The sequence below is a fragment of the Pseudomonas silensiensis genome (assembly GCF_050434865.1).
GTDB classification, from domain to species: domain Bacteria; phylum Pseudomonadota; class Gammaproteobacteria; order Pseudomonadales; family Pseudomonadaceae; genus Aquipseudomonas; species Aquipseudomonas fluorescens_W.
The window spans coordinates 202,076-227,056 of the sequence record NZ_JBNDJH010000007.1; the positions used below are offsets into that span (position 1 = coordinate 202,076).

Annotated in this window: 21 protein-coding genes; 15 read left to right on the plus strand and 6 right to left on the minus strand. The window is 59.9% G+C overall.

What is annotated here, in order from left to right; genetic code table 11:
- The first annotated feature begins 133 nt into the window (after positions 1–133).
- The 4 genes from QF010_RS12960 to QF010_RS12975 all read left to right on the plus strand — a co-directional run bounded on the left by QF010_RS12960 (position 134) and on the right by QF010_RS12975 (position 4,726).
- Positions 134–790, plus strand: coding sequence for a DUF1120 domain-containing protein (locus QF010_RS12960; RefSeq protein ID WP_033059378.1), 657 nt, complete (start codon positions 134–136; stop codon positions 788–790).
- A 178-nt stretch (positions 791–968) separates the two neighbouring features.
- A complete protein-coding gene (locus tag QF010_RS12965; protein WP_429533246.1) occupies positions 969–1,673 on the plus strand; it encodes a fimbria/pilus chaperone family protein in 705 nt (234 codons plus the stop codon).
- A gap of 59 nt (positions 1,674–1,732) precedes the next feature.
- Positions 1,733–4,123 (plus strand): fimbria/pilus outer membrane usher protein, encoded by a 2,391-nt coding sequence (locus tag QF010_RS12970; RefSeq protein WP_429533247.1) that lies wholly within the window; start codon positions 1,733–1,735, stop codon positions 4,121–4,123.
- Positions 4,124–4,150: 27 nt separating this feature from the next.
- Entirely contained in the window at positions 4,151–4,726 is a 576-nt protein-coding gene (locus QF010_RS12975) for a DUF1120 domain-containing protein (protein ID WP_429533248.1), read from the plus strand.
- 20 nt (positions 4,727–4,746) lie between these two features.
- Here QF010_RS12975 and QF010_RS12980 read toward each other — a convergent pair whose 3' ends face one another.
- The gene (locus QF010_RS12980; protein WP_429533249.1) at positions 4,747–6,171 is read right to left on the minus strand and encodes an aminotransferase-like domain-containing protein; all 1,425 of its coding nucleotides are present in this window, start codon (positions 6,169–6,171) and stop codon (positions 4,747–4,749) included.
- 179 nt (positions 6,172–6,350) lie between these two features.
- Here QF010_RS12980 and QF010_RS12985 point away from each other — a divergent pair, with 179 nt between their 5' ends.
- The gene (locus QF010_RS12985) at positions 6,351–6,596 is read left to right on the plus strand and encodes a DUF1127 domain-containing protein (RefSeq protein ID WP_429533250.1); all 246 of its coding nucleotides are present in this window, start codon (positions 6,351–6,353) and stop codon (positions 6,594–6,596) included.
- A 183-nt stretch (positions 6,597–6,779) separates the two neighbouring features.
- Here QF010_RS12985 and QF010_RS12990 read toward each other — a convergent pair whose 3' ends face one another.
- The gene (locus QF010_RS12990; RefSeq protein WP_429533251.1) at positions 6,780–8,093 is read right to left on the minus strand and encodes an NAD(P)/FAD-dependent oxidoreductase; all 1,314 of its coding nucleotides are present in this window, start codon (positions 8,091–8,093) and stop codon (positions 6,780–6,782) included.
- 147 nt (positions 8,094–8,240) lie between these two features.
- Here QF010_RS12990 and QF010_RS12995 point away from each other — a divergent pair, with 147 nt between their 5' ends.
- Positions 8,241–8,594 (plus strand): YkgJ family cysteine cluster protein, encoded by a 354-nt coding sequence (locus QF010_RS12995; protein WP_007947437.1) that lies wholly within the window; start codon positions 8,241–8,243, stop codon positions 8,592–8,594.
- A 126-nt stretch (positions 8,595–8,720) separates the two neighbouring features.
- Here QF010_RS12995 and QF010_RS13000 read toward each other — a convergent pair whose 3' ends face one another.
- Positions 8,721–9,209, minus strand: a complete 489-nt coding sequence (locus QF010_RS13000) for an Lrp/AsnC ligand binding domain-containing protein (RefSeq protein WP_003177284.1) — start codon at positions 9,207–9,209, stop codon at positions 8,721–8,723.
- A 156-nt stretch (positions 9,210–9,365) separates the two neighbouring features.
- Here QF010_RS13000 and dadA point away from each other — a divergent pair, with 156 nt between their 5' ends.
- The 6 genes from dadA to QF010_RS13030 all read left to right on the plus strand — a co-directional run bounded on the left by dadA (position 9,366) and on the right by QF010_RS13030 (position 15,493).
- Positions 9,366–10,670 (plus strand): D-amino acid dehydrogenase, encoded by a 1,305-nt coding sequence (dadA, locus tag QF010_RS13005; RefSeq protein ID WP_033059391.1) that lies wholly within the window; start codon positions 9,366–9,368, stop codon positions 10,668–10,670.
- Complete coding sequence (locus QF010_RS13010; protein WP_033059393.1) at positions 10,642–10,995, plus strand: RidA family protein; 354 nt, start codon at positions 10,642–10,644, stop codon at positions 10,993–10,995. Before dadA ends, QF010_RS13010 begins: the two co-directional genes overlap by 29 nt.
- Before the next feature lie 96 nt (positions 10,996–11,091).
- The gene (gene alr / locus QF010_RS13015) at positions 11,092–12,165 is read left to right on the plus strand and encodes an alanine racemase (protein ID WP_429533252.1); all 1,074 of its coding nucleotides are present in this window, start codon (positions 11,092–11,094) and stop codon (positions 12,163–12,165) included.
- A 127-nt stretch (positions 12,166–12,292) separates the two neighbouring features.
- Entirely contained in the window at positions 12,293–12,841 is a 549-nt protein-coding gene (locus tag QF010_RS13020) for a cupin domain-containing protein (protein WP_008150195.1), read from the plus strand.
- Between the two features lie 181 nt (positions 12,842–13,022).
- Complete coding sequence (locus QF010_RS13025) at positions 13,023–13,436, plus strand: c-type cytochrome (RefSeq protein ID WP_033059396.1); 414 nt, start codon at positions 13,023–13,025, stop codon at positions 13,434–13,436.
- Positions 13,437–13,570: 134 nt separating this feature from the next.
- Positions 13,571–15,493 carry an acetyl-CoA hydrolase/transferase C-terminal domain-containing protein gene (locus QF010_RS13030; RefSeq protein ID WP_429533253.1) on the plus strand — a complete coding sequence of 641 codons (1,923 nt, stop codon included), beginning with the start codon at positions 13,571–13,573 and terminating at the stop codon, positions 15,491–15,493.
- Positions 15,494–15,620: 127 nt separating this feature from the next.
- Here the strand turns inward: QF010_RS13030 and QF010_RS13035 are convergent, their stop codons facing one another.
- Positions 15,621–16,193, minus strand: coding sequence for a xanthine phosphoribosyltransferase (locus tag QF010_RS13035; RefSeq protein WP_020799401.1), 573 nt, complete (start codon positions 16,191–16,193; stop codon positions 15,621–15,623).
- A 57-nt stretch (positions 16,194–16,250) separates the two neighbouring features.
- Positions 16,251–18,260, minus strand: a complete 2,010-nt coding sequence (gene rep / locus QF010_RS13040) for a DNA helicase Rep (protein WP_008150203.1) — start codon at positions 18,258–18,260, stop codon at positions 16,251–16,253.
- A 263-nt stretch (positions 18,261–18,523) separates the two neighbouring features.
- On the opposite strand from rep, the gene QF010_RS13045 reads away from it, so the two are divergent.
- Complete coding sequence (locus QF010_RS13045; protein WP_033060723.1) at positions 18,524–20,197, plus strand: putative bifunctional diguanylate cyclase/phosphodiesterase; 1,674 nt, start codon at positions 18,524–18,526, stop codon at positions 20,195–20,197.
- Positions 20,198–20,306: 109 nt separating this feature from the next.
- On the opposite strand, the gene QF010_RS13050 is transcribed toward QF010_RS13045, so the two are convergent.
- Positions 20,307–21,701, minus strand: coding sequence for a NorM family multidrug efflux MATE transporter (locus tag QF010_RS13050; protein WP_429511593.1), 1,395 nt, complete (start codon positions 21,699–21,701; stop codon positions 20,307–20,309).
- Positions 21,702–21,860: 159 nt separating this feature from the next.
- Between QF010_RS13050 and QF010_RS13055 the strand changes: the two genes are divergently transcribed.
- Complete coding sequence (locus tag QF010_RS13055; RefSeq protein ID WP_033060721.1) at positions 21,861–22,781, plus strand: LysR substrate-binding domain-containing protein; 921 nt, start codon at positions 21,861–21,863, stop codon at positions 22,779–22,781.
- Positions 22,782–22,964: 183 nt separating this feature from the next.
- Complete coding sequence (locus QF010_RS13060) at positions 22,965–24,941, plus strand: methyl-accepting chemotaxis protein (protein WP_429533254.1); 1,977 nt, start codon at positions 22,965–22,967, stop codon at positions 24,939–24,941.
- Positions 24,942–24,981 lie beyond the last annotated feature (40 nt).

Here is a 24,981-nt window from a genome sequence, read left to right on the forward strand (position 1 = left end):
GCGTCCTACAGATAAATCCCACGTAAACGGCAATCATCGCCGGGCAAGTGAGGGCGAATTAAAACGTGTCTGTTTTTTTGGAAGTTATGGATTTACAAAAGTTACATATCGATATTTAACAAGGATGGTAAAAATGAAAAATCTTTTTTTGATGGCCGCTATAGCAGTTGCTGCTTCCCCGATGTTGGCGTCGGCAGCAAGTACCAGTTTGACGGTGACCGGTGCTGTTACGCCAACTTCGTGTGTCCCGACGTTTGCCGGTGGTACGACTGTGGACCTGGGTAAGTTGTCTGCAAAAGAACTGAATGTTGTTGCTCAAACCAATTTTCCCGAGAAGGACATCACGCTGAAAATCGCGTGCACCGCGCCTGCTGCCGTGGAGTTCGCCGTGACGGATGGTCGTGGCGATACCAAGGCGCCAGGTTTGGTTTTTAGCCCTACCGGTTTTACCGGTGAAAATTTGTATTACGGTCTAGGGACCGTAAACGGCGTTGCGATTGGCGGTTTCGGCTTGCGAGTTGGTACCCCAAGTGCAGATCAGCAGGCACAGAAGTTTCTGGTTCGCACCCCCGATAATCTTAACTGGCGTACCCCGCGCAGCCTGATGGTGTCGAATGCACCAACCAGCTATTCCTGGGGCGAAGACGAGGTCAAAGGGCCGATTGCCGCCACTTTCCACGCCTTTCCCATGAAAGTGGCAGCGGCAATTCGCCCGGCCAGGGATCTTCCCGTCACCACCGATGAGTACAAGGTCGATGGGTTTGTGACCTTCGACGTTTACTACCTGTAACTCAGGTCCCCGGGACGGCTACGGCCAAGCTCCCGGGCATCTATCTGGCGACACGAAGGCGACTGCTCGCGCAGTCGTCCCGGGTCACGTCTGCCTACCGTCAGGTCTCTTTGATAAAAGCTGCGCTTCAGCGCACGTGCTGCCTCGCGGTGCTGCGTTGGCACGCCTGGAAATCATTATGTTTTCATTAAAAAAGCAGGTCGCGCTGGGCGCGTTCATCGCTATCGGTATGGCCGTTTCCAGTACGAGCGCGTTCGCCGTTGGCATGGTGCCGGAGGTTCCGGCGCTGCTGGTGGATGAGGCCATCGGCGAAGCAACAATCAACGTTCGCAACACTGATGACCAGCCTGCGTTGTTGTACACCGTGATTGAGGATATTCCCCAGGACAGTGAGCATCTGCTGGTCGTCACCCAGCCAGTGGCGCGTGTCGAGGCGGGTGCAACCCAGCAGCTCAGGTTTATTCTACAAAGTGCCAAGCCCCTCGAAACCGAACGCCTGAAGCGCGTCATCTTCGAGGGCATTCTGCCTGCCGAAACGGGAGGGCAGGCTCAAGTGAAACTGGGTGTGCGCCAGAATATTCCAGTGATCCTGCGACCGGCCCATCTACCGGTCGAACGTGAGCCCTGGAAGCGTCTGACCTGGTCGTTACAGGGCGGCAAGGTTCAGGTCAAAAACGCCAGTCCGTATGTAGTCCGGCTGGCGAAGTCGGTCAGCATCATGCCCCTCGGCATACCGCTGGATTTACCGCGTACTTACGTGCTGCCCGGCGAAGAGTTGGTGCTTACGGGCGTTGTAGTGGTGGGTGCGACTGTGCGCTTGTCGCCGGCGAGCACTTACGGATTCGCAGTGGGCAGCTACGATGCGCCTTTGGTCGTCAGGTAATGCGTGGCACCTGCGCAGGGATAGCCGCAGGGATAAGAGGGGTGGTTGGCATCACTCTCATGGCAGCTGCGCTCGGAAAAGTTGTGGCGGATGAGGGCGTTGACTTTGATGCCCAGGTTCTCAAGGCGCGCGGGATCGATCCACAACTCGCGCAGTACTTTCGCCTTGCACCCCGGTTCGAGCAAGGCCCACGGCGGGTGACCCTCGAGGTTAACGGCGTGACGAAGGGGCGCATCCATGCAACGTTCAATGAACACGGTGAGCTGTGCGTGGACTCCTCGCTGCTGGCCAGTGCAGACATTCACGCACCCGAGCGCGCACTGGACGCTCAGGACATTGGCGCCTGCCTGCCCTTCAACCAAGCCTTTCCCGAGGCTGTGGTGCGCCTCCTTCCGGGTAAAGAAGAAGTGGCCTTGCGGGTTCCAACCCATGCCTTGCTATCGCCGGTACTGATGCAACGCAGCTTCTCCAATGGCGGAAGTGCCGGACTGCTGAATTACGACGCATTGCTGGTCAGCCGGCAATTCAATGGCCAGTCCAGTCAGTACCGCAACTTCAACACCGAAGTCGGTCTGAATAGCAGGGACTGGCTTGTACGCAGCCGACAATCCTATAGCGCGTTCGAGGGTGTCAGGCGCGCCGAACATCTGTATGCGTATGCCGAACACACGTGGGAAAAACAACAGACCCGGATACAGTTCGGGCAACTCACCTTGGCCGTACCGCTACTGGCGGGTGGCGCGTTTACCGGGGTTCAGTTACTGCCGGAAACCGTACTCAGCACCCTGACCAACGAGGGGATTGGCAGCAACACAGTTGTCGAAGGGGTGGCGTACTCCCCTGCTCGCGTCGAGGTGCGACAAAGTGGTGTGGTGATTTACGCGACCCTGGTGCCGAGTGGTCCTTTTACCTTAAGTGGTTTACCGCTGCTGAGTCTCAACCTCGATCTGGACGTGACGGTGCACGAGGACGGTGGTTCACAGCATCAATTTACGGTGCCGTCGGCAACCTTGCGCCGTGGCAGCAACGCAGGACCTACCGGCTACACCTTGGCGGCAGGTCAGGTTCGCCGGTTCGGTAGCGATGATCGTGAAACACCCTTGTTTGCTGCCACGACCCGCAGCTGGCAGTGGGGGGCAAGCACGAATCTGAGTGCTGCTCTGATGGGAGCCGGTCAGTATCAGGCAGTCGGCTGGGGCCTCCAGCAGGCGCTGACTGATCGCACCACGATCAGCGCTCAACATGTCTTCTCCAGCACTCCTGCGGTGCAATTGCGTGGCTCACAACTTCAAGCCTCAATTAGCACAACCATCAACCGCCGCTTGTCCGCAGGCCTTACTGCTTCGCAGCAGACCGAGGGCTTCAGGACGCTGACCGATACGGCCTGGAACGAAAAACGCAAAGCCCCCGAATCACGTGCCAGCCAGCAGTTGAGCGCGTCGGTGAACGGTTCGCTGGATAAGCTGGGGACGTTGGGTGCCATGGTCTCGCGCAACGCCACGGTCAACGGGCGAGCGCAATCTCGCTTGGGACTTTCCTGGTCGTCCAGCGTCTTCAAGGACACTCACTTTTCGCTGAGGCTGGAAGAAAGGTTAGGTGCCTCGGTGCAACACAGTCCCGGAACCGCGGCGTTCGCCTCACTGAGTTTCACCTTGGGCCCGCGACGTAGCCTCAGCAATTACGCCCGCCACGACCGGGTAAATGGGCTGCGCACGGGGGCGCAATTGAGCGAGCAGGTCGATGACACGCTGGGCTACACCCTCGGTGTGGATCGAGCGGCAGAAGGACAATCGGATATGAATGGACGCCTCAGTCTGTTGCCGCGCTATACCAGCGTCGACCTCGGCTATTCCCATAGCGGTGCTGGAGCGACGGGTTATGACGCGGCCATGCGCGGTGGTTTGGCCATTCACTCCAATGGCATCACACCGTCGCCCTATCCGTTGCGCGACACGTTCGGGCTGGTGAAGATCGGTGACGATGCCGGCATCAAACTGCACACGCCGCAGGGGCCGGTATGGACTGACAGTGCCGGCCGTGCGGTCGCGGCCAGTCTGCCGGCCTATCGCACAGGCCGGATCGAGATCGATACCGCCAGCCTGCCGCGCAGCGTCGATGTGCTCAATGGCTATCAGGAGGTCGAGGCCGGGCGTGGCTCGGTTCAGGCGTTCGACTTTTCAGTGATCAGCGCCCGCCGCGTGCTGTTAATGGCGCGCCGGGCGGATGGTCAGCCGGTGACTCAAGGCGTGGGCGTTTATGACGACGATCAGCGCTACCTGACGACGGTCGTCGACACAGGGAAAATCTTTCTTATCGACGCCCGTCCCGAGATGCAGCTGCGGTTGACGCTGCCCGACGGGGCATCGTGCAGGCTCAATGTCAGCCTCGGTCAAAAACCTGAGTCTTCGGCGTTGTTCGAGACCGCCGAAAGCGTCTGCGAGGAGGCTTGAAGTGTTCATTTTGATCAAGGGCTACCGATGAAAAATCCACCTGATGTTTCGTTTGCTCCTCGCACGTTGCGAGCAATATTCGTCCGCTTGCTGTTCAGTGTTTTTCTGCCTGTTTGCGCTATTCCTGCGATGGCTGCGGAGCGCTGCACGTTGACCCTTGCGCCGTCCTTGATCGATTTTGGTTCGGCCACTCGCGGGGAGTTACTCGGGCGTTCGCCAGCCGGGGAGCTATTGAACCTGGGCAAGCGGCACACCCGGTTGCAGGTGCAATGTGATGCGCCAACGCCGATGAGAATCTGGCTGGACGGCGCAAGGGTGGATACGCAGCACTTCCCGTTTGGCGATGGAGTGTTGCAGGTCAGCGTACTGTCTGCCCGGCTGGATGGTGCTGCAATGGCGTGGCGGCGAGAAGGCGAGGAGAGCCCCGTTGATTCGGGTCTGTTGCGTCCGGGTGAGCGGATCATGCCGTGGCATAACGGGGCCGCTGCGCTGGGCACGCGTTGGGATCTGGAATTGGAACTCGACGCCCGGATCAATGAGGAGGCGACCCGGGTGCGTGATATTAAAACCCTCGAAAACCGAATCCGCATTGAGCTGGAGTAATCGCGCCAAGGCATCGCCTGTCAGTGATCAACCTCTGCCAGGAGTCTGATCGCTGCGGCGCCGACCTTGCGCACCGCGTCTTCGATCTGCGGTGTTGGCTTGGCAGCGTAGTTCATCCGCAGGCAATTGCGGTATTTGCCGGAGGCGGAAAAGATACTGCCGACGGCAATCTGTACGCCTTGATCATGCAGCGCACGATTCAGTTTCAGCGTGTCGAAGCCTTCCGGTAGTTCAACCCACAACATGAAGCTGCCTTGTGGGCGACTGGCGCGGGTGCCGGCCGGGAAGTAACGCGTGACCCAATCGATCATCAAGTCGCGATTGCGCTGGTACTGCGTCCGCATCCGTCGCAAATGCGGCTCGAAGTGCCCCGCTTTGAGGAATTCGGCGATGGCAATCTGCGGCTGCGGCGCCGTGGAACCGGTGCTGATGTATTTCATGTGCAGCACCCGTTCCAGATAACGCCCCGGCGCCACCCAGCCGATGCGCAGTCCCGGGGCCAAGGTCTTGGAAAACGAGCTGCAGAGCAGGACCCGGCCGTCTTCGTCGAAGGATTTGATCGTGCGCGGTCGCGGGTAGGTATAAGCCAGTTCGCCATACACATCGTCTTCGATGATCGCGACGTCGAAACGCTGTGCGAGCGTCAACAACGCGCGTTTGCGCGACTCCGGCATGATGTAGCCCAGCGGGTTGTTGCAGTTGGGCGTCAACTGTATGGCGTTGATCGGCCATTGTTCCAAGGCCAGTTCGAGGGCATCGAGGCTGATCCCGGTGAGCGGGTCGGTAGGGATTTCCAGGGCTTTCATGCCCAGGCCCTTGAGGGTTTGCATGGCGCCGTGAAAGCTCGGCGAGTCCACGGCCACAATATCCCCTGGCTCGCAAATGGCGCGAATGCTGGTGGACAGCGCTTCGTGGCAACCGGTAGTGATCACCAGGTCGTGGGCCGTCAATTGGCAACCGGAATCCAGCAACAGACGGGCGATCTGTTCGCGCAGTTCGAGGGTGCCGTAGATGTTGTCGTAATACAGGCCGGGCATGTCCTGCCGACGGCTGATCCGCGCCAGGTTGCGCAGCAGCGGTTTCATGGTCGGCGTGGTGATGTCCGGCATGCCGCGGCCCAGTTGCACGACGTCCTTGCGTGGCACGGCGCGAATCAACTCCAGCACCTGATCCCACTGGGAAATATCCACCGGACGCTGGGCCGGGCGCCCAATGGCCGGCAGCTCCGGCAGTTCGCGACCCACCGGAACGAAGTAGCCGGATTTGGGTTTCGGTGTCGCCAACCCGCTGTCTTCCAACACGCGATAGGCCTGCTGCACGGTGCTCAGGCTGACGCCGTGTTCAACACTCAACGCCCGCACCGACGGCAGCCGGTCACCGGGGCGATAGAAGCCCTGTTCGATCCGCGTGCCAAGTAGTTCGGCGAGGTTGACGTAAAGGGTCATGGCGCAGTCTCTGTGTGGGTGGTTCGGTCAACCAGTACAGATGGGTCGAAAATATAGGATTCAGACGCTGAAATGCAAAATCTGTATGGAGTTAATACAGTCTCGTTGAATCTGTAATGCTTTTTGCCGTCGACGCATCATGAAAGCTCTGGCTACCCAAGTAAACAGGAGCAAACAAAATGAACGGCTTGAGCGATGTGCGGCTGACGTTACACAGTCAGGAACTGGCGGCAGGGCAAATCAACGGTGCGCGCGAGGCGGTCATGCGCAATGCGCCGTCCGGCCTGGGTCGCTGGGGTCTGTTCTGGCATCGTCTGCACACGCGCAAGGCATTGCTGGAGCTCACGACTGAGCAGCTTAAGGACATCGGGTTGAGTCGGGAGCAGGCGCGGGAGGAGGGGCTCAAGCCTTTCTGGTGTCTGTGAGATGAAATGCGATCCCTTGTAGCAGCTGCCGAAGGCTGCGTCCGACTGCGCAGCAGTCGTAAATCAGACACCGCGGTTTGCCTGAAAGAGCGCGGTTGCAGGATTTGCGACGGCTTCGCCGCCGAACGCTGTCTCGCGGTGCTCGTCAGCTGCTACAAGGGCGGGCATGTCGCTTAATCAGGCTCAGACCAACTCTTTAAGCCGATGCCACAACATTCCCAACGCCAACAACGGCGAGCGCAAATGCTTACCACCCGGAAAGGTCATGTGCGGCACCTTGGCAAACAGATCGAACCCTCCGCTCTGCTGACCACTGATAGCTTCAGCCAACAACTTCCCCGCCAGGTGCGTGGCATTCACGCCATGACCGGAATAAGCCTGGGCGTAATACACATTCGGCTGATCCTTGAGCCGGCCGATCTGCGGCAGACGGTTGGCGCCGATGCCGATCATCCCGCCCCATTGGAAGTCGATCTTCACGCCGGCCAGTTGCGGGAAAACCTCCAGCATCTTCGGCCGCATGTACGCGGCGATGTCCTTCGGGTCGCGACCTGAATAGTGACAGGCACCGCCAAACAGCAAGCGTCGATCTGCCGAGAGCCGATAGTAATCCAGCGCCACCCGTTGATCGCAGACCGCCATGTTCTGTGGCAGTAGCGAGTGTGCCAGCGCTTCACTCAAGGGTTCGGTGGCGATGATGTAGCTGCCGGCGGGCAGCACCTTGCCGCCGAGTTCGGGATTGAGTTCATTGAGGTAGGCGTTGCAGCCCAACACCAGCGTCTTGGCGCGAACCGAGCCCTGGGCGGTGTGAACCTTGACCTCGGGGCCATAATCGATGCGGGAGACTGCCGATTGTTCGAACAGCTTCACCCCGAGCTGCTGGGCCGCAGCCGCTTCGCCCAGTGCAAGATTCAGCGGGTGCAGATGCCCCGAGCCCATATCGATCAAACCGCCGACGTAGCGGTCGGAACCCACAACGGAATGCATTTCACTGGCTTGCAGCAGCCGGGTTTCGTAACGGTAGCCGAGGCTGCGCAGCTCTTCGGCGTCTTCGGCAAAACCTTCAAGGTCGCGAGGCTTGTTAGCGAGGTCGCAATAACCCCAGGTCAGGTCGCAAGGGATCTGAAAACGCTCGACGCGCTGTCGGACGACTTCCACCGCTTCCAGTCCCATGAGTTTCATCTGACGCACGCCGTCCGCACCGATTACGTTGGCGAACTGATCAAGGCCATGGCCGACGCCCCGAATCAACTGCCCGCCATTGCGCCCGCTCGCGCCCCAGCCGATCTTGTGCGCTTCGAGCAGGACCACGCTGAAGCCGCGCTCGGCCAGTTCGAGCGCCGTGTTCAACCCGGAGAACCCGCCACCGACCACGCACACGTCCGCCACCAGGTCGCCTGTGAGCACCGGATGATCGGGCTGCGGCAGGCTGCTGGCGGCGTAATAAGAGGCAGTGTGCTGGTGGTTCGGGGCAGGTTGCTGAGCACCGGCATTCATGCGCGTGATCCTGATTCGTATGTTTAGAAAATTTGACGGAGCATAAGCCGGACCTTCGGACACCGGCAACACTGGTCGGTTGGTGCTGTCTGGATCAGGGCTTTTACGTCAGAATCCCGCTCTATTCCGCTATTGGTTACCGCTTCGATGAGCTGCAACAGTCAGAAAATTCGCACGTTACGGCAGCAGATCCCCTCGTTCGAGTGCGTGCCCGGCTGCCATGACTGCTGTGGGCCGGTAACCACCTCACCGGAAGAAATGTCCCGCCTGCCGCGCAAGACCCGCGCCGAGCAGGACGCGGCGATGGATGAGCTCAATTGCGTTCACCTCGGACCCAACGGCTGCACCGTGTATGACGAACGGCCGCTGATTTGCCGGTTGTTTGGTACCACCAAGACCTTGCCGTGCCCCAATGGGCGGGGGCCGGTGGAGCTGATTCATCCGCGGGTTGAAAAGCAGATTCATGAGTACATGGCTTCGACCCGCCAGGTGTTGGTTTAAGCTGCGGCGCTGGTTCAGTTGTTCCGAGTCGACCCCATCGCGGGCAAGCCCGCTCCCACAGGTACGGCGCTGTCCTTGTGGGAGCGGGCTTGCCCGCGATGGGGTCAGTGCAGTCACCACAAATCTTCAATCCGGAATCGGCAAACTCAAGCTCTCTTTCACTTCTTCCATCACGATGTAGCTCTTGGATTCGCGTACATGCGGCAATTTCAGCAGGATGTCGCCCAGCAACTTGCGGTACGAGGCCATCTCGGAAATCCGTGCCTTCACCAGATAATCGAAATCCCCTGACACCAAATGGCACTCCAGCACGTGGGGCAGCTTCAGGACCGCGCGTCGGAACTCTTCGAAAGTATCGCCGGATTTGTAGTCGAGGCTGATCTCGACGAACACCAGAAGACTGCCCTTGAGGTGCTGCGGATTGAGCCGGGCGTTGTAGCCCATGATGATCCCTTCGCGCTCCAGCCGCCGGACCCGCTCGGTACAGGGCGTGGTCGAGAGCCCGACCTTTTCCCCCAGCTCGGTGAAGGAGATACGTCCGTCCGCTTGCAGGATCCGCAGGATGTTGCGGTCGATCTTGTCCAGCTCACGTTTGGTCTGAGTGTTGGTACGCATAGGGGATGCGCCTCCGTGAAAAGCGTTTTTGCCGAGAATTCTCGCCAAATATAGGCAGTTATATAGTGAAAAGCACTGCCTAATCTTTTTTACACTGCGCACATCATTGCTTTACAACTACGAACGTCAGCGGCGAGCCGCGATGAGGATATGAAAATGCGCGTTATGGTCTTGGGTAGCGGCGTCATCGGTACCACCAGTGCTTACTATCTGGCGCGTGCCGGGTTTGAAGTGGTGGTGGTGGACCGTCAGCCGGCCGCTGCCATGGAGACCAGTTTCGCCAACGCCGGGCAGGTTTCGCCGGGTTATGCCTCGCCGTGGGCCGCGCCGGGCGTGCCGCTCAAGGCCATCAAGTGGCTGCTGCAACGCCACGCACCGCTGGCGATCAAGGCCACCGCCGACATCGACCAATACCTGTGGATGGCGCAGATGCTGCGCAACTGCACCGCCAGCCGTTATGCGGTGAACAAGGAACGCATGGTCCGCCTGTCCGAGTACAGCCGTGACTGCCTCGACGAATTGCGCGCCGAAACCGGCATTGCCTACGAAGGCCGTAGCCTCGGTACGACCCAATTGTTCCGCACCCAGGCTCAACTTGACGGCGCCTGGAAAGACATCGCCGTGCTGAAAGAGTCCGGCGTGCCGTTCGAACTGCTCGACCGCGCCGGCATTGCCCGCGTTGAGCCCGCGTTGGCCAGCGTCACCGACATCCTCGCCGGTGCCTTGCGCCTGCCGAACGACCAGACCGGCGATTGCCAGATGTTCACCACCCGCCTGGTCGAAATGGCTACCAAACTGGGTGTGGAATTCCGCTTCGACCAGGACATTCAACGCCTCGACTACGCCGGTGATCGCGTCAATGGTGTCTGGATCGACGGCAAGCTGGAAACCGCTGATCGCTACGTGTTGGCCCTGGGCAGCTACTCGCCGCAACTGCTCAAGCCGCTGGGCATCAAGGCCCCGGTGTATCCGCTCAAGGGTTACTCCCTGACCGTGCCGATCACCAACCCGGCAATGGCCCCGACATCGACTATCCTCGATGAGACCTACAAGGTCGCGATCACCCGTTTCGACAATCGCATCCGCGTCGGCGGCATGGCTGAAATAGCTGGTTTTGACCTGTCGCTGAACCCGCGTCGGCGCGAAACCCTGGAGATGATCGTCAACGACCTCTATCCTCAGGGCGGCGATCTGGCCCAGGCGAGTTTCTGGACCGGTCTGCGTCCGACTACGCCGGACGGCACGCCGATCGTGGGTGCTACGCCGTTCAGCAATCTGTTTTTGAACACGGGTCACGGCACGCTTGGTTGGACCATGGCGTGCGGTTCCGGTCGCTTGCTGGCCGATCTGATGGCGAAGAAAACGCCGCAAATCAGCGCCGAAGGCCTCGATATTTCCCGTTATGGAAAAAAACTTCAGGAGTCTGCAAAACATGTCAATCCAGCGCCAGCTCACCAATGAGCGCATGAGCCAGATCGTAGTCCACAGCGGTACCGTGTATCTGGCAGGGCAGGTCGGCGACGATATGAACGCCGGGATTGAACAGCAGACCCGTGAAACGCTTGCCAACATCGAGCGTTTGCTGGATCTGGCCGGGACCGACAAGAATCGCCTGCTGTCGGTGACGATTTACTTGAAAGACATTGATGCACACTTTGAAGGCATGAACTCGGTCTGGGACAAGTGGCTGCCAAAAGGCGTCGCACCGGCCCGTGCCACCGTTGAATCGAAACTGTGCGAACCGGAAATCCTGGTCGAGCTGTCGGTTGTCGCCGCTCTGCCATAAACCCGTCAGAAAGATCCCTCTCCCGGTGCTACGGGCGGTCCACGCCGTCAGCCAGCGCCGGTTTTTATTCCCATGACCGCCTAGAAGTCTGCCGCCATGCGTCCAGCCCGTGCCCTGATCGACCTTCAAGCCCTGCGTCACAACTACCAAATTGCCCGTGAAGTCACGGGGGCCAAGGCCCTCGCGGTGATCAAGGCCGATGCCTACGGTCATGGCGCGGTGCGTTGCGCCCAGGCGCTGGAAGCCGAAGCAGATGGTTTCGCCGTAGCCTGTATCGAAGAAGCGTTGGAGCTGCGAGCCGCGGGCATTCGTGCGCCGGTGTTGTTGTTGGAAGGTTTTTTCGAAGCCGATGAGCTGTCGCTGATCGTCGAGCATGACTTCTGGTGCGTGGTGCATTCGCTGTGGCAGCTCGAAGCCATCGAGAACGCTGCACTGAGCAAGCCGATCACGGTCTGGCTCAAGCTCGATTCGGGCATGCATCGGGTGGGCTTGCATCCAAATGATTATCAGGCGGCCTATCAACGGCTGCTGGCCAGCGGCAAGGTGGCGAAGATTGTTCTGATGAGCCACTTCGCCCGGGCCGATGAGCTGCACAGTCAGGCCAGTGTCGACCAGGTTGTCGTGTTCGAAGCGGCGCGTCAGGGTTTGTCGGCCGAGGTCAGCCTGCGTAACTCGCCGGCAGTGCTCGGTTGGCCGCAGATTCCAAGTGATTGGGTTCGCCCGGGCATCATGCTCTACGGCGCGACTCCGTTTGAAGAAGCCAACGCCGTGGCGTCCCGACTGCAACCGGTGATGACCCTCGAATCGAAAGTGATTTGCGTGCGTGAACTGCCGGCCGGCGAGCCGATCGGTTACGGCGCCACATTCATCACCCAGAAACCGATGCGCGTCGGCGTGGTGGCCATGGGTTACGCCGATGGCTACCCACGTCAGGCACCGACCGGTACGCCGGTGATGGTTGCCGGGCAGCGCAGCCAGTTGATTGGTCGGGTATCGATGGACATGCTCTGCATCGACCTGACCGATGTGCCGCAAGCCGGCCTCGGTTCGACCGTCGAGTTGTGGGGCAAAAACATTCTCGCCAGTGACGTGGCCGCGGCGGCGGGCACGATTCCTTACCAGATCTTCTGCAACCTGCGCCGGGTGCCAATGCTCTATTCCGGGGTTTAGGCCAAAGCGTCCCGACCGAAAGTCGCTTCACCGAACAGGATTCAGGTCCAAGTGTTGTAAATACTGAACGCTGTCGCCATGATAACGCTCAATATTCCAACAACCTGAATCCCTGGAGGCTCCAGCATTGGACGTCGGTGAACGACTGCAATCCATCCGTAAGCTCAAAGGACTTTCCCAGCGTGAACTCGCCAAGCGCGCGGGCGTCACCAACAGCACCATTTCGATGATCGAGAAGAACAGCGTCAGCCCCTCGATCAGTTCGCTGAGGAAGGTACTGGGCGGGATTCCCATGTCGATGGTCGAGTTCTTTTCCGAAGAGATCCTGCAGGAAAAACCGACTCAGATCGTCTACAAAGCCAACGAGCTGATCGATATTTCCGATGGTGCAGTGACCATGAAGCTGGTCGGCAGGGCTCATCCGAGCCGGGCCATCGCGTTCCTCAACGAAATCTACCCGCCAGGCGCCGACACCGGTGACGAGATGCTCACCCATGAGGGCGAGGAAACCGGGATTTTGCTCGAAGGTCGACTTGAACTGGTGGTAGGGCTTGAAACTTTTGTGCTCGAAGCCGGCGACAGCTACTACTTTGAGAGTACTAAACCGCACCGTTTCCGTAATCCGTTCGATGCGCCAGCGCGACTAATCAGCGCAGCGACTCCAGCGAATTTCTAAGAAAAGAGGCGTCCCGCCAGTATTGCGGAGGTGCCCGAGTTGTTTTTCCGCCACGCATAAGACCCCTCCGACTTTAGGGTTGTTTCAGTGTGGCGGGCTTACCGTTATACTTGCGCCCGCCTGCGAACCGTGGCCGTGGGCGTGACTAGCCACCATTGAGGGTGAACGCGTGAATCTAATTATGAAAATGCTGGCCGTACCAGCAACCGTATTGGCCCTTTGGGCAGTCAGCGCTCAAGCTGCGACCAACGACGAAATTGCTAAACGCCTTGAGCCCGTCGGCCAGGTTTGTGTGACGGGTAAAGAATGCAAGGGGATGGAAGTTGCCGCTTCTGCTGGCGGCGGTGGTGCCAAAACGCCTGACGAAGTGATTGCCAAACACTGCAACGCTTGCCACGGCACCGGCCTGTTGGGCGCGCCGAAAATCGGTGATGCTGCCGCTTGGGGCGAGCGCGCCAAGAAGGAAGGCGGTGTTGACGGTTTGCTCGCCAAGGCGATCTCCGGCATCAACTCGATGCCGCCAAAAGGGACCTGCGCCGATTGCGCAGACGCCGAGCTCAAAGGCGCCATCCAGAAGATGTCCGGCCTGAAATAAGCCTTCATCTTCATCAAAAAGCCGCTTTCGAGCGGCTTTTTTGTGCCTGCGATTTACACCCGAGGCTATTCATTGCAGCAAAGACCCGGCAAGCTCGGTCCAACCCCAATTCACGGAATGTAAGGGAGGATCAGATGGTGCAGCTGTGTTCTATCGAGCAAGCGGTCGATGATGTCTTGGCACGGTTGCCGGCGCATATCCACATGGGCCTGCCTCTCGGTCTGGGCAAACCCAACCATTTCGTCAACGCGCTGTTTCAACGCATCGCGCAGTTGCCCGAACGGCAGCTGACGATCTACACCGCCCTGTGCCTGGGCCGTCCTTCTTTGGGCGACGGTTTGCAAAAGCGTTTTCTGGAGCCCTTCATCGAGCGGGTTTTCGGTGACTATCCGGAACTGGATTTCCTGGCCGACCTGCATCGCGACAGCCTGCCGCCCAACATCCGTGTTCAGCAATTCTTCATGCAGCCCGGCAGCCTGCTCCACAGCGCACAGGCCCAGCAGGATTACGTCAGCAGCAATTACAGCCACGCGGCGCGGGACATCAACGCCGGCGGGTTGAACCTGGTGGCGCAATTGGTGGCCAGCCACAGCGAACATCCCGACCGCCTGAGCCTGAGCTGCAACCCGGACATCACCCTCGACCTGTTTCCCATGATCGCCAAGCGTCGGGCGGCGGGGGAGACGATCCTGCTGGTGGGCCAGGTGCACAATGATTTGCCGTACATGCCCGGCGATGCCGAAATCGGTATCGACACGTTCGACTTGCTGATCGACGAGAAGGACAGCACCACGCTGTTCTCCACGCCGAACATGCCGGTGGGTACCCAGGATCACTTCATCGGGCTGCACGCCAGCACGCTGGTGCGCGATGGCGGCACCTTGCAGATCGGCATTGGCGCCGTGGGCGATGCCCTGACCGCTGCGCTGCTGGCGCGTCAGGCCGACAATGACGGTTACAAGGCACTGCTGGCGGACGTCAATCTCAGCCAGTGGGCGCAACTCATCGACCGCGAAGGCGGCGTCGAACCCTTCGCCAAGGGCCTTTACGGTTGCAGCGAAATGTTCGTCAACGGCTTGCTGGTGCTGGCCGACGCAGGGATCGTGCGGCGCAAGGTCTACCCCGATGTACCGACCCAGCAACAGGCGAATGCCGGCACGCTGGACGAAGCCGCGCAGACTGACGGCATCTCGGTGCATGGCGGATTCTTCCTTGGGCCGCGCAGTTTCTATGAGCGGTTGCGCGAGCTGCCGCACAGCAAGCGGCTCGAGTTCAACATGACCCGCATCAGCTACATCAACGAGCTCTACGGTCAGGAAGAACTCAAACGCTTGCAGCGCCTCGATGCGCGCTTCATCAACACCGTATTCACCATGACCTTGCTGGGTGCTGGCGTAGCCGATCAGCTCGAAAACGGGCGGGTGCTCAGCGGTGTCGGCGGGCAATACAACTTCGTTGCGCAGGGCCATGCGCTGGAAGGGGCGCGTTCGGTGCTGCTCCTGCGCAGCTGGCGCGAGTCGGGCGGTGAGGTCAGTTCGAACATCGTCTGGGAGTACGGCCATTGCACGATCCCGCGTCACCTGCGAGACATCGTGGTCACCGAGTACGGCATCGCCGATCTACGGGGCAAGACCGATGCGGCGGTGATCGAGGCATTGCTGAACATCAGCGACTCACGTTTCCAGCCGGGGTTGATCGAACAGGCTCAGGCCGTCGGCAAGTTACCGAAGAGTTTCCGTATTGATCCACGGTTTGCCGACAACAGTCCGCAGCGCTTGCAGGCCATCCAGGCGCGGCATCCGCAGTTGTTTCCGGAGTATCCGTTGGGCTGTGATTTCACCGCTGAGGAGAAGGACCTATTGCGGGCGCTGAACTGGTTGAAGAGCAAGTTCAAGCTCACGGAGATTCTGGAACTGGGCAAGGCAGCGCTGGATGCGCCAGAGCCTTCATCGTTTCCCGAGCATCTGGAGCGGATGCAGCTGACGAAACCGGAAGGTTTGAAAGAGGACCTGTTTCAGCGCTTGCTGCTTACCGGCCTGAAGGCCACCGCGCAATAACAGCCAACACAAAACAACTGTAGGAGTGAGCCTGCTCGCGATTGCGGTATATCAGTCTCCGAAGATGTCGACTGATACACCGCAATCGCGAGCAGGCTCACTCCTACAGGGGATATTCGGTGTGGCGTTATTCGATGAAGGTTACGACGCCGCCCGCCAGCGACTGCACGCGAGCCAACGATTCAACGCGATAACCCTGCGCATCCAGTTCCGCACGGCCGCCCTGGAACGACTTCTCGATAACGATACCCAAACCCGCGACGGTAGCGCCGGCCTGTTTGATGATCGAGATCAGCGCTTGCGACGCCTTACCGTTGGCCAGAAAGTCATCGATGATCAGCACGCGGTCGCTGCTGGTCAGGTGGCGCGGGGAGATCGCCACGGTGCTTTCGGTCTGCTTGGTGAACGAGTAAACGGTCGCCGACAGCAGGTTTTCGGTCAGGGTCAGGGATTGATGCTTGCGCGCAAAAATCACCGGCACGCCGAGGTTCAGACCGGTCATGATCGCCGGCGCAATACCCGAGGCTTCGATGGTGACGATCTTGGTGATGCCCGAATCCTTGAACAGCGTGGCGAATTCGTCGCCGATCAGCTTCATCAGGGCCGGGTCGATCTGATGGTTCAGAAAGGCGTCGACTTTCAGGACCTGGTCGGAAAGCACGATGCCTTCTTCGCGAATTTTCTTGTGCAGTGCTTCCATGAAGCTTTCCTCTACGGGCGGCTTGTGCGCCTAAGGCTGGTTAAAAAGTAGTCGATTCTAGCGCTTTAACATCGCGCGTATATCCGCCAATGCGGTATTGCCGCGAACGGCTTTGACTTCAACGGGTGTGTCGTCGGTGCCTTCCCAGGCCAGATCGTCCGGCGGCAGCTCATCGAGGAAGCGGCTCGGGGCGCAGTCGATGATCTCACCGTATTGCTTACGCTTGGCGGCGAAGGTGAAGGCCAGCGTCTGACGCGCTCGGGTAATCCCGACGTAGGCCAGCCGGCGTTCTTCTTCGATGGTGTCGGCTTCGATGCTGGAGCGGTGCGGGAGGATTTCCTCTTCCATGCCCATGATGAACACGTAAGGGAATTCCAGGCCTTTGGAGGCGTGCAGGGTCATCATCTGCACACCTTCGGCGCCGTCTTCCTCTTCCTGCTGACGTTCGAGCATGTCACGCAGGACGAGTTTGCCGATGGCGTCTTCGACGGTCATCTCGCCTTCTTCGTCTTTTTCGAGGGTGTTCTTCAACGCCTCGATCAAGAACCAGACGTTACCCATGCGGTAGTCGGCGGCCTTGTCGCTGGAGCTGTTGGTGCGCAGCCAGTTCTCGTAGTCGATGTCCATGACCATGCTGCGCAGCGCCGAGATCGGGTCTTCGCCGGCGCATTGCTCGCGGACCTTGTCCATGAAGCGCTTGAAGCGCGACAGGCGATCGGTGAAGCGCGTATCCAGATGCTCGCCCAGACCGATTTCGTCGGTGGCGGCGTACATCGAGATTTTGCGTTCGGTGGCGTAGTTGCCAAGCTTTTCCAGCGTGGTCGAACCGATCTCCCGGCGTGGGACGTTGATCACCCGCAGGAAGGCGTTGTCGTCGTCCGGGTTCACGATCAGGCGGAAGTAGGCCATCAGGTCTTTCACTTCCTGACGTCCGAAAAAGCTGTTGCCGCCGGACAGACGATACGGAATCTGGTGGTGTTGCAGCTTCAGCTCGATCAGCTTGGCCTGGTAGTTACCGCGATACAGGATCGCAAAATCGCTGTATGGCCGATCCGTGCGCAAGTGCAGGGTCAGCAGTTCCACGGCCACGCGTTCGGCTTCGGCGTCTTCGTTGCGGCAACGGATCACGCGGATCTCGTCGCCGTGGCCCATCTCGCTCCACAGCTGCTTTTCGAATTCGTGCGGGTTGTTGGAGATCAGCACGTTGGCGCAGCGCAGGATGCGGCTGGTGGAGCGGTAGTTTTGCTCCAGCATCACCACTTTCAGGGACGGGTAATCGTCCTTGAGCAGCATCAGGTTTTCCGGCCGCGCACCGCGCCAGGCGTAGATCGACTGGTCGTCATCGCCGACCACGGTGAACTGGTTACGTATGCCAATCAGCAACTTCACCAGCAAATACTGGCTGGCGTTGGTGTCCTGGTATTCGTCCACCAGCAGGTAGCGGACTTTGTTCTGCCATTTTTCGAGGATGTCGGCGTGTTCCTGGAACAGCTTCACCGGCAGCAGGATCAGGTCGTCGAAGTCCACCGCGTTGAACGCCTTGAGCGTGCGCTGATAGTGGGTGTAGACGATGGCGGCGGTCTGTTCCTTGGGGTTGCGCGCGTTTTCCAGGGCCTCGGGCGGCAGGATCAGGTCGTTTTTCCACGAGCCGATCATGTTCTTGATCTCGTCGACGCCGTCGTCGCCCGAGTATTCCTTCTGCATGATGTCGGTCATCAGGGCTTTGACATCGGTCTCGTCGAAGATCGAGAAACCCGGCTTGTAGCCTAGCCGCACGTGTTCCTTGCGGATGATGTTCAGGCCCAGATTGTGGAAGGTGCAGACGGTCAGGCCGCGGCCTTCGCCGCCCTTGAGCAAGGTGCCGACCCGTTCCTTCATTTCGCGCGCGGCCTTGTTGGTAAAGGTCATGGCGACGATGTACTGGGCGCGAATGCCGCAGTTCTGGATCAAGTGGGCGATCTTGCGCGTGATCACGCTGGTCTTGCCGGAGCCTGCGCCGGCGAGCACCAAAAGAGGGCCGCCGACGTAGCTCACGGCTTCTTGCTGCCGGGGATTGAGTCGGGACATACGAAATCAGGGAGTCGTTTGCGAAATGGGCCGGCATTTTAACAGGCTCAGCGAATTGTGCTGCTCTCTCCGACTTGTGACGCAGCACGCTATCTATATTTGCCGGTTTTGATACTTTCACGCAGGATGCGCGGTGAGTTTGCGTCTAATGTTCGTAATTCCGGATACAAAGCCGCGTTTGTTAACCGGTGTCGGTTGGTCATTGGTTACCGGCGCTGCATAATGCCCGCCGCCTACATCTTTGCAGAGTCTAGGGAGCTAGCTTGTCTACGCCTGTCGAACCCTTGCGTTTGCTGCTACTGGCCGAAGAGCCAGCGTGGGCAGCGTTGTTGCGCGAGTGTCTGGCTCCGATGGGGAGCTCGACCGTGCTGATCAGCGCGCCGAGCTGGGAGTCGGTCAGCAGTCTGTTCGATGACAACCGCAGTGCGGTGTTGTTGACGATTCCAGCGCTTCAACCTCTACCTGGCCGTTGCAATCTGCCGACGGTGTTGCTGCTCGAACATGAGCCGCTGTCGCCGCCCGATGGGGTGAGTGACTGGCTGGTGCGCGATCACCTCGATCCCGGCATGTTGCGCCGGTGCCTACGGCATGTGCGCGAGCGGGGCCTGCTGGAAAACACCCTGCAGCGTCTGGCTGAGCAAGACCCGCTGACCGGCATCGCCAATCGCCAGGGTTTCCAGACCTTGTTGGCGGCACGCCTGGCGGAAAACGACGGCCGCGGCCTGGCTCTCGGTCACCTCGACCTCGATAACTTCCGGCACGCCAACGATGCCCTCGGCCACCAGGCCGGTGACCGGTTGATCCTGCAAGTGGTCGCGCGGCTGAAAAGCCAGCTTGAGGCCAGCGATCAATTGGCTCGACTGGGCAGTGATGAGTTCGCCCTGCTGATCGACACCCGCCGCGCGCCTCAGCGCGCCGAATGGATGGCCGAGCGCATTACCGAAGCGCTGGCCGAGCCTTACTGGGTCGATGGCGAAAGCCTGTTGATCGGTTCCAGCCTCGGCATTGCCCACGCCCGGGCTCAGGCCGGCGCCGACCCGCTGATGTGGCACGCGCACATCGCCATGCAACAAGCCAAAAGTACCCAGGGCTGCACTTTTCACATCTTCAACGAACGCATCAATCGCAATGCCCGCAGCATGGCCGACCTCGAAAGCGAGCTGCGCCGGGCGTTGCGTCGGGATGAACTGGAACTGCATTACCAGCCACGCCTGAATCTTGAGGACGGTCAGATCGTCGGCCTCGAAGCCTTGGTGCGCTGGCGTCATGGCGAGCGCGGCTTGCTGCCTCCCAGCGAATTCGTGCCGCTGGCCGAGCAGAGCGGGTTGATTGTGCCGCTGGGTTACTGGGTGATTTCCCGGGCCTTGCGCGACATGCAAGCGTTGCGCGAACGGGGTTTGCCGGCGTTGCACATGGCGATCAACCTGTCGTTCCGGCAGTTTCAGGACAGCCAGTTGCTGTCGACGCTGAGCCGGTTGATTGCCGAACGCGGCGTCGAGGCGCAATGGCTGGAATTCGAGCTGACTGAAACAGCGGTGATGCGCCGCAGCGATCTGGTCAAACAGACCATGGATGCGTTGGGGCGTCTGGGTGTGCGCTTCTCCCTCGACGACTTCGGCACCGGTTTCTCATCGTTTGTGCACCTCAACAGCTTGCCGATTGCCTTGCTAAAGATCGACAAGAGCTTTGTCGGCGGCATGGAACAGCGCGAAGAGAATCGCAAACTGGTCCACGCCATGATCAATCTGGCGCACAACCTCAATCTTGAAGTGGTCGCCGAGGGCGTGGAAACGCCGGAGCAACTGGATCTGTTGCGCGGGTTTGGCTGCGATCAGGTGCAGGGATATTTGATCAGCAAGCCGTTGCCGCTGGCGGAGCTGGTTGAGTATTTGACCTTTGGCAGCGGTCAGCAGTCTGCACTGGAAGTAGTGAACTAACCCAAAATCCCTGTAGGAGTGAGCCTGCTCGCGATAGCGGTGTGTCAGTCAACATAGTTGTTAACTGGTACACCGCTATCGCGAGCAGGCTCACTCCTACAGGGGGATTTCACTCGGTCTGGGCAGTTTCGAAGCGCCGCGACGACGGCTCCCGACGAATCATCTTTTTCATCTTCCACTCAAACGCCAGTGTCAGGCTCACCGCCGCGCACGCCAGCCCCAGCGCCAATCCCCACCAGACGCCTGTCGGCCCCCAATTCAAATGGAAGGCCATCCACCAGGCAGCTGGCGCGCCAATCAGCCAATAACAGCCCAACCCCACCAGGAACGTGGTCTTGGCATCCTTGAGCCCGCGAATGCAGCCCATGGCGATGGTTTGCGTGCCGTCGAACAGCTCGAACCACGCGGCGACCGCCAACAGGCTCACAGCCAGGTTGATGACGTCGCGATACGCCGGGTCGTTGTGGTCCAGGAACAAGCCGATCAACTGATTCGGCAGCAACCAGAAGACCATGGCGAAGGCAAGCATCGCCGCCGCGCCAAAAGCGATGCCGACCCGACCGGCCAGCCGTGCATCCAGAAGTTGCCCGGCGCCGTAGTGCTGCCCGATGCGCATGGTGATCGCATAGGAAATTCCCGCCGGAACCATGAACGCCACCGAGACGATTTGCAGGGCAATCTGATGTGCGCCCATTTGCGTACTGCCCATGGTGCCCATGCACAGCGCGGCGAACGCAAACAGGCCGACTTCCACCGCGTAGGTGCCACCAATCGGCAGGCCCAGGCGCCACAGTTCCTTCAGATACTGACGGTTAGGCCGCGACAGGCCCTGACGCAAGGGATAAGCGTCGTAAGCCGGATGCCGACGGATGTGCCAGGCCAGCGCCAGCGCCATGCAGTTGGCGACAATAGCGGTGACCAGCCCAATGCCCATCAACCCCAGTTTCGGCAGGCCGAACATGCCGGTAATCAATGCGTAATTGAGCAGGAAGTTAGCCACGGTGCCGCCGAGGCTAATGACCATCACCGGTGTTGCGCGGCCGATGGCGCTGGTGAAGCCGCGCAGGGCCATGAAGCTCAGGTAGCCGGGCAGGGCGAACGGCAGGATCAGCAAGAACTGCCCGGCCGCGTGGACGTTGGTTTCGGTCTGGCCGAACAGCAGCAACACCGGTTTGAGGTTCCACAGCAGCAGCCCGGCCACCAACGCCATCAACCACGCCAGCCATAACCCGGCCTGGGTCAGCCTGGCGGCGCCGACGATGTCGCCGGCACCCTGACGGATGGCCACAAGGGTGCCGACCGCGGCGATCACGCCAATGCAGAAGATCGACACGAACGAGTATGTCGCTGCGCCCAGGCCGCCACCGGCCAGCGCCTCTGGACTCAGGCGCGCCATCATCAAGGTGTCGGTGAGGACCATCAGCATGTGCGCCAACTGCGAGGCAATCAACGGCCCCGCCAGCCGCAGGATGGCCCAGAGTTCGGTACGTGCTGGATGCTGCATGGTCATCACGCTCGATAATTAAAGAGGGACAGGAAAGCGTCGATTCTCGGCGCTCTACGGGGTTTGCACAAAGGGATAAAAAGGATGGGTTGCATGATTCAAACTCATGCTGGAAGGTTTCTGCTAGGGTGACCGAATCCCGCTATAGGAGCTTTCCGAATGTCCCGTCGTCTTCCTCCCTTGTATGCCCTGCGCGCATTCGAAGCGGCGGCACGGCACAGCTCGTTTACCCGTGCGGCCGAAGAACTGTCGATCACCCAAAGCGCGGTCAGCCGGCACATTCGTACGCTGGAAGAGCATTTTGCCTGTCGGCTGTTTCACCGCAGCGGACGCAATCTGCAATTGACCGAGTCGGCGCGGTTGATCCTGCCCGGCATTCGCGAAGGCTTCACCGCGCTGGAGCGGGCCTGCAATACCTTGCGTGCCGAAGATGACATCCTGCGCATGAAAGCGCCGTCGACCCTGACCATGCGCTGGCTGCTGGCACGGCTCAGCCGCTTTCGGCACCTGCAACCGGGCAACGAGGTGCAATTGACCAGCGCCTGGATGGATGTCGACTCGGTGGACTTCAACCATGAACCGTTCGACTGCGCCGTCATTCTCAGCAACGGGCATTTTCCGCCGGACTGGGAGGCGAGTTTCCTGTTCTCGGAAGAGCTGATTCCAGTCGGCGCGCCGAATCTTCTGCAGGATCAACCGTGGGATGTCGCACGGCTGGCCAATGCCGAATTGCTGCACCCGACGCCGGATCGTCGCGACTGGCGCAGCTGGCTGGAGCGTATGGGGCTGGCGGATCAGGTGTCGCTCAAGGGCGGGCAGGTGTTCGACACGCTGGAACTGGGCATGATCGCCGCCGCCCGAGGTTATGGCGTGTCCATGGGCGATCTGCTGATGGTGGCGGAAGATGTGGCTCAGGGGCGTCTGAGTCTGCCGTGGCCGACGGCCGTCGCCAGCGGTGAGAAATATTACCTGGTCTGGCCGAAAACCCGCCCCGGTGGTGAACGTTTGCGCAGGCTCAGCGACTTCCTGCAAGGCGAAGCCCGAGCAATGGAATTGCCCGACGTTCAACACCTGGGCTGAATCGATAGAGCCGCCGCAATGGCGGCCTTGAGCCATATCCCGGTTAATTACTCAAGTATTCAGATTGTCCGCCGAAAAGGCAGGTGGAACCTTCGTGCAGGTTCGACGCAATTCCCATTATTAGAATTTTGCTGAGTGTGCAGCCAGATCAAGGATGATCCGGTCGCTCGGCCAGGAGCTGTCATGTCTCAACCTCGTGCCCGGATCGCCTCACAGCTTGGTCTTGCGCTTGCCGTGATACTGGCGATTGTCATCAGCGGCAGTACCGTATTCGCCCTTCGTTCGCTGGACGCCGCCAACCTCGCCACCCGCGAAGAGCACCTGGCCAGTGAAGCCCGGTTGCTGGCTGATCAGTTGAGTACCTTTCACGGCACGTTGCGTGAAAGCACCCAGCGCCTCAGCGGTCTGTTCGAGAAGCGCTTCAGCGCCGGTTTGAGCGTGCACCCGGATGAACCGGTGGCGGTAGCGGGCGCGCAGACGCCGGGCCTGCACCTGGGCAGCGAAGTGCTGAACAACAATTTCAAGGAAGTGGACGAGTTCAAGCAAATGACCGCCGGTGTTGCGACGGTGTTTGTGCGCAGCGGCGAAGACTTCATCCGGGTCAGCACGTCCCTGAGCAAACAGGACGGCAGCCGGGCCATCGGTACGCTGCTCGATCACGCGAACCCGGCCTATGCGCGCTTGATGGCGGGGCAGGCCTACGTCGGTCGTGCCTTGTTGTTCGACCGCTCCTACATGACTCAGTACACCCCCGTACGTGACAGTGGCGGTAAGGTGATTGCCGTGCTGTTCGTAGGATTCGACTACACCGACGCGCAGAATGCGCAGTATGCCAACCTCAAGCGTTTCCGTATCGGCCAGACCGGTTCCCTGGCGCTGCTGGATGAACAGAGCAAATGGCTGGTGCCGATCGCGGGCGTACAAGCGCTGGATCAAGCGACTCCGACCATCGTTGACTTGGCGAAGACGCCGGGCAAGGGCAAGTTCTGGAGCGACAAGTCCGAAGATTTCTACAGCATTGCCGTACCGTTTGAAGGCGGGCCTTGGTCGGTGGTGGCGAGCATGCCGAAAACCGAAATTCGTGCTGTGACCTGGAGTGTCGGCATTCAATTGGCGATTGGCAGTCTGCTGGCGATGTTGATCGCTGTGGGGGCGGCGGTCTGGTTGCTGCGCAGCAAACTCGCGCCTTTGGGGGATCTGGTGCGTCAGGCCGAAGCCTTGGGCGCCGGTGATTTGAGCGTGCGGCTGAACGTATCGAGCAATGACGAAATCGGTCAGCTGGCCCGCGCGTTCAACCAGATGAGCCAGGCGCTGTCGACCATGGTCGAGCACATCCGCAAGGCTTCGCAAGAGGTCAACAGCCGCGCCCAGGCCTTGTCCGGTCTGTCCGGCGGCGCCTATGAAGGGATGGAGCAGCAGTCGGGCGAAATCACCAGCATGGCCGGCGCCGTGGAAGAGTTCAGCGCAACGTCCCTGAACATCGCCGACAACATGGGCAACACCCAGCGTCTGGCCCAGGAAAACGCACAACAAACCCAGATCGGTCGTACGTCGATGGGCGAAGCGTCCTCGTCTCTGGAGCAAATCGCTGGCGCGTTGAACAGCACGGCGGCGGTGATCAATACCTTGGGTCAGCGCTCCCAGGAAATCGGCGGCATTGTCGGTGTGATTACTTCGATTGCCGATCAAACCAACCTGCTGGCGCTCAACGCCGCCATCGAAGCCGCTCGTGCCGGTGAGCAGGGGCGTGGTTTTGCCGTGGTAGCCGATGAGGTTCGCAACCTGGCTTCGCGTACCCGTCAGGCGACAGATGAAATTTCCGGAATGATTCAAAGTATCCAGCAGGAAACCGGCAACGCCATCAGCACCATGGAACAGGGCAATGTGTTGATGCAGGAAGGCCTGTCACGCAACGCCAACGTCGCCAGTGCCCTGGCTCGGATCGATGAGCAAAGCCATTCTGCCGGTCAGCAATTCGCGGCGATCACCACCGCGACTCAAGAGCAGAGCAGTACCGCCACCTTGCTGAGCAGCAACCTGCAAAGCATTGCCCTGGCGAACAGTGAGCAGCGCGAAGTGGTGTCCAATCTGGCGATCACCGCCAAAGAGCTGGAGAAGCTCGCGGCGGACTTGCGGCATGAGGTTGACCGGTTTCGTTGAGGCGCCTCTGATATAGCCATCGCGAGCAGGCTCGCTCCTA

Coding starts and splice junctions, on each gene's coding strand:
- QF010_RS12960 (WP_033059378.1), top strand. CDS start 134: ATGAAAAATCTTTTTTTGATGGCCGCTATAGCAGTTGCTGCTTCCCCG.
- QF010_RS12965 (WP_429533246.1), top strand. CDS start 969: ATGTTTTCATTAAAAAAGCAGGTCGCGCTGGGCGCGTTCATCGCTATC.
- QF010_RS12970 (WP_429533247.1), top strand. CDS start 1,733: ATGGCAGCTGCGCTCGGAAAAGTTGTGGCGGATGAGGGCGTTGACTTT.
- QF010_RS12975 (WP_429533248.1), top strand. CDS start 4,151: ATGAAAAATCCACCTGATGTTTCGTTTGCTCCTCGCACGTTGCGAGCA.
- QF010_RS12980 (WP_429533249.1), bottom strand. CDS start 6,171: ATGACCCTTTACGTCAACCTCGCCGAACTACTTGGCACGCGGATCGAA.
- QF010_RS12985 (WP_429533250.1), top strand. CDS start 6,351: ATGAACGGCTTGAGCGATGTGCGGCTGACGTTACACAGTCAGGAACTG.
- QF010_RS12990 (WP_429533251.1), bottom strand. CDS start 8,093: ATGAATGCCGGTGCTCAGCAACCTGCCCCGAACCACCAGCACACTGCC.
- QF010_RS12995 (WP_007947437.1), top strand. CDS start 8,241: ATGAGCTGCAACAGTCAGAAAATTCGCACGTTACGGCAGCAGATCCCC.
- QF010_RS13000 (WP_003177284.1), bottom strand. CDS start 9,209: ATGCGTACCAACACTCAGACCAAACGTGAGCTGGACAAGATCGACCGC.
- dadA (WP_033059391.1), top strand. CDS start 9,366: ATGCGCGTTATGGTCTTGGGTAGCGGCGTCATCGGTACCACCAGTGCT.
- QF010_RS13010 (WP_033059393.1), top strand. CDS start 10,642: ATGTCAATCCAGCGCCAGCTCACCAATGAGCGCATGAGCCAGATCGTA.
- alr (WP_429533252.1), top strand. CDS start 11,092: ATGCGTCCAGCCCGTGCCCTGATCGACCTTCAAGCCCTGCGTCACAAC.
- QF010_RS13025 (WP_033059396.1), top strand. CDS start 13,023: ATGAAAATGCTGGCCGTACCAGCAACCGTATTGGCCCTTTGGGCAGTC.
- QF010_RS13030 (WP_429533253.1), top strand. CDS start 13,571: ATGGTGCAGCTGTGTTCTATCGAGCAAGCGGTCGATGATGTCTTGGCA.
- QF010_RS13035 (WP_020799401.1), bottom strand. CDS start 16,193: ATGGAAGCACTGCACAAGAAAATTCGCGAAGAAGGCATCGTGCTTTCC.
- rep (WP_008150203.1), bottom strand. CDS start 18,260: ATGTCCCGACTCAATCCCCGGCAGCAAGAAGCCGTGAGCTACGTCGGC.
- QF010_RS13050 (WP_429511593.1), bottom strand. CDS start 21,701: ATGCAGCATCCAGCACGTACCGAACTCTGGGCCATCCTGCGGCTGGCG.
- QF010_RS13055 (WP_033060721.1), top strand. CDS start 21,861: ATGTCCCGTCGTCTTCCTCCCTTGTATGCCCTGCGCGCATTCGAAGCG.
- QF010_RS13060 (WP_429533254.1), top strand. CDS start 22,965: ATGTCTCAACCTCGTGCCCGGATCGCCTCACAGCTTGGTCTTGCGCTT.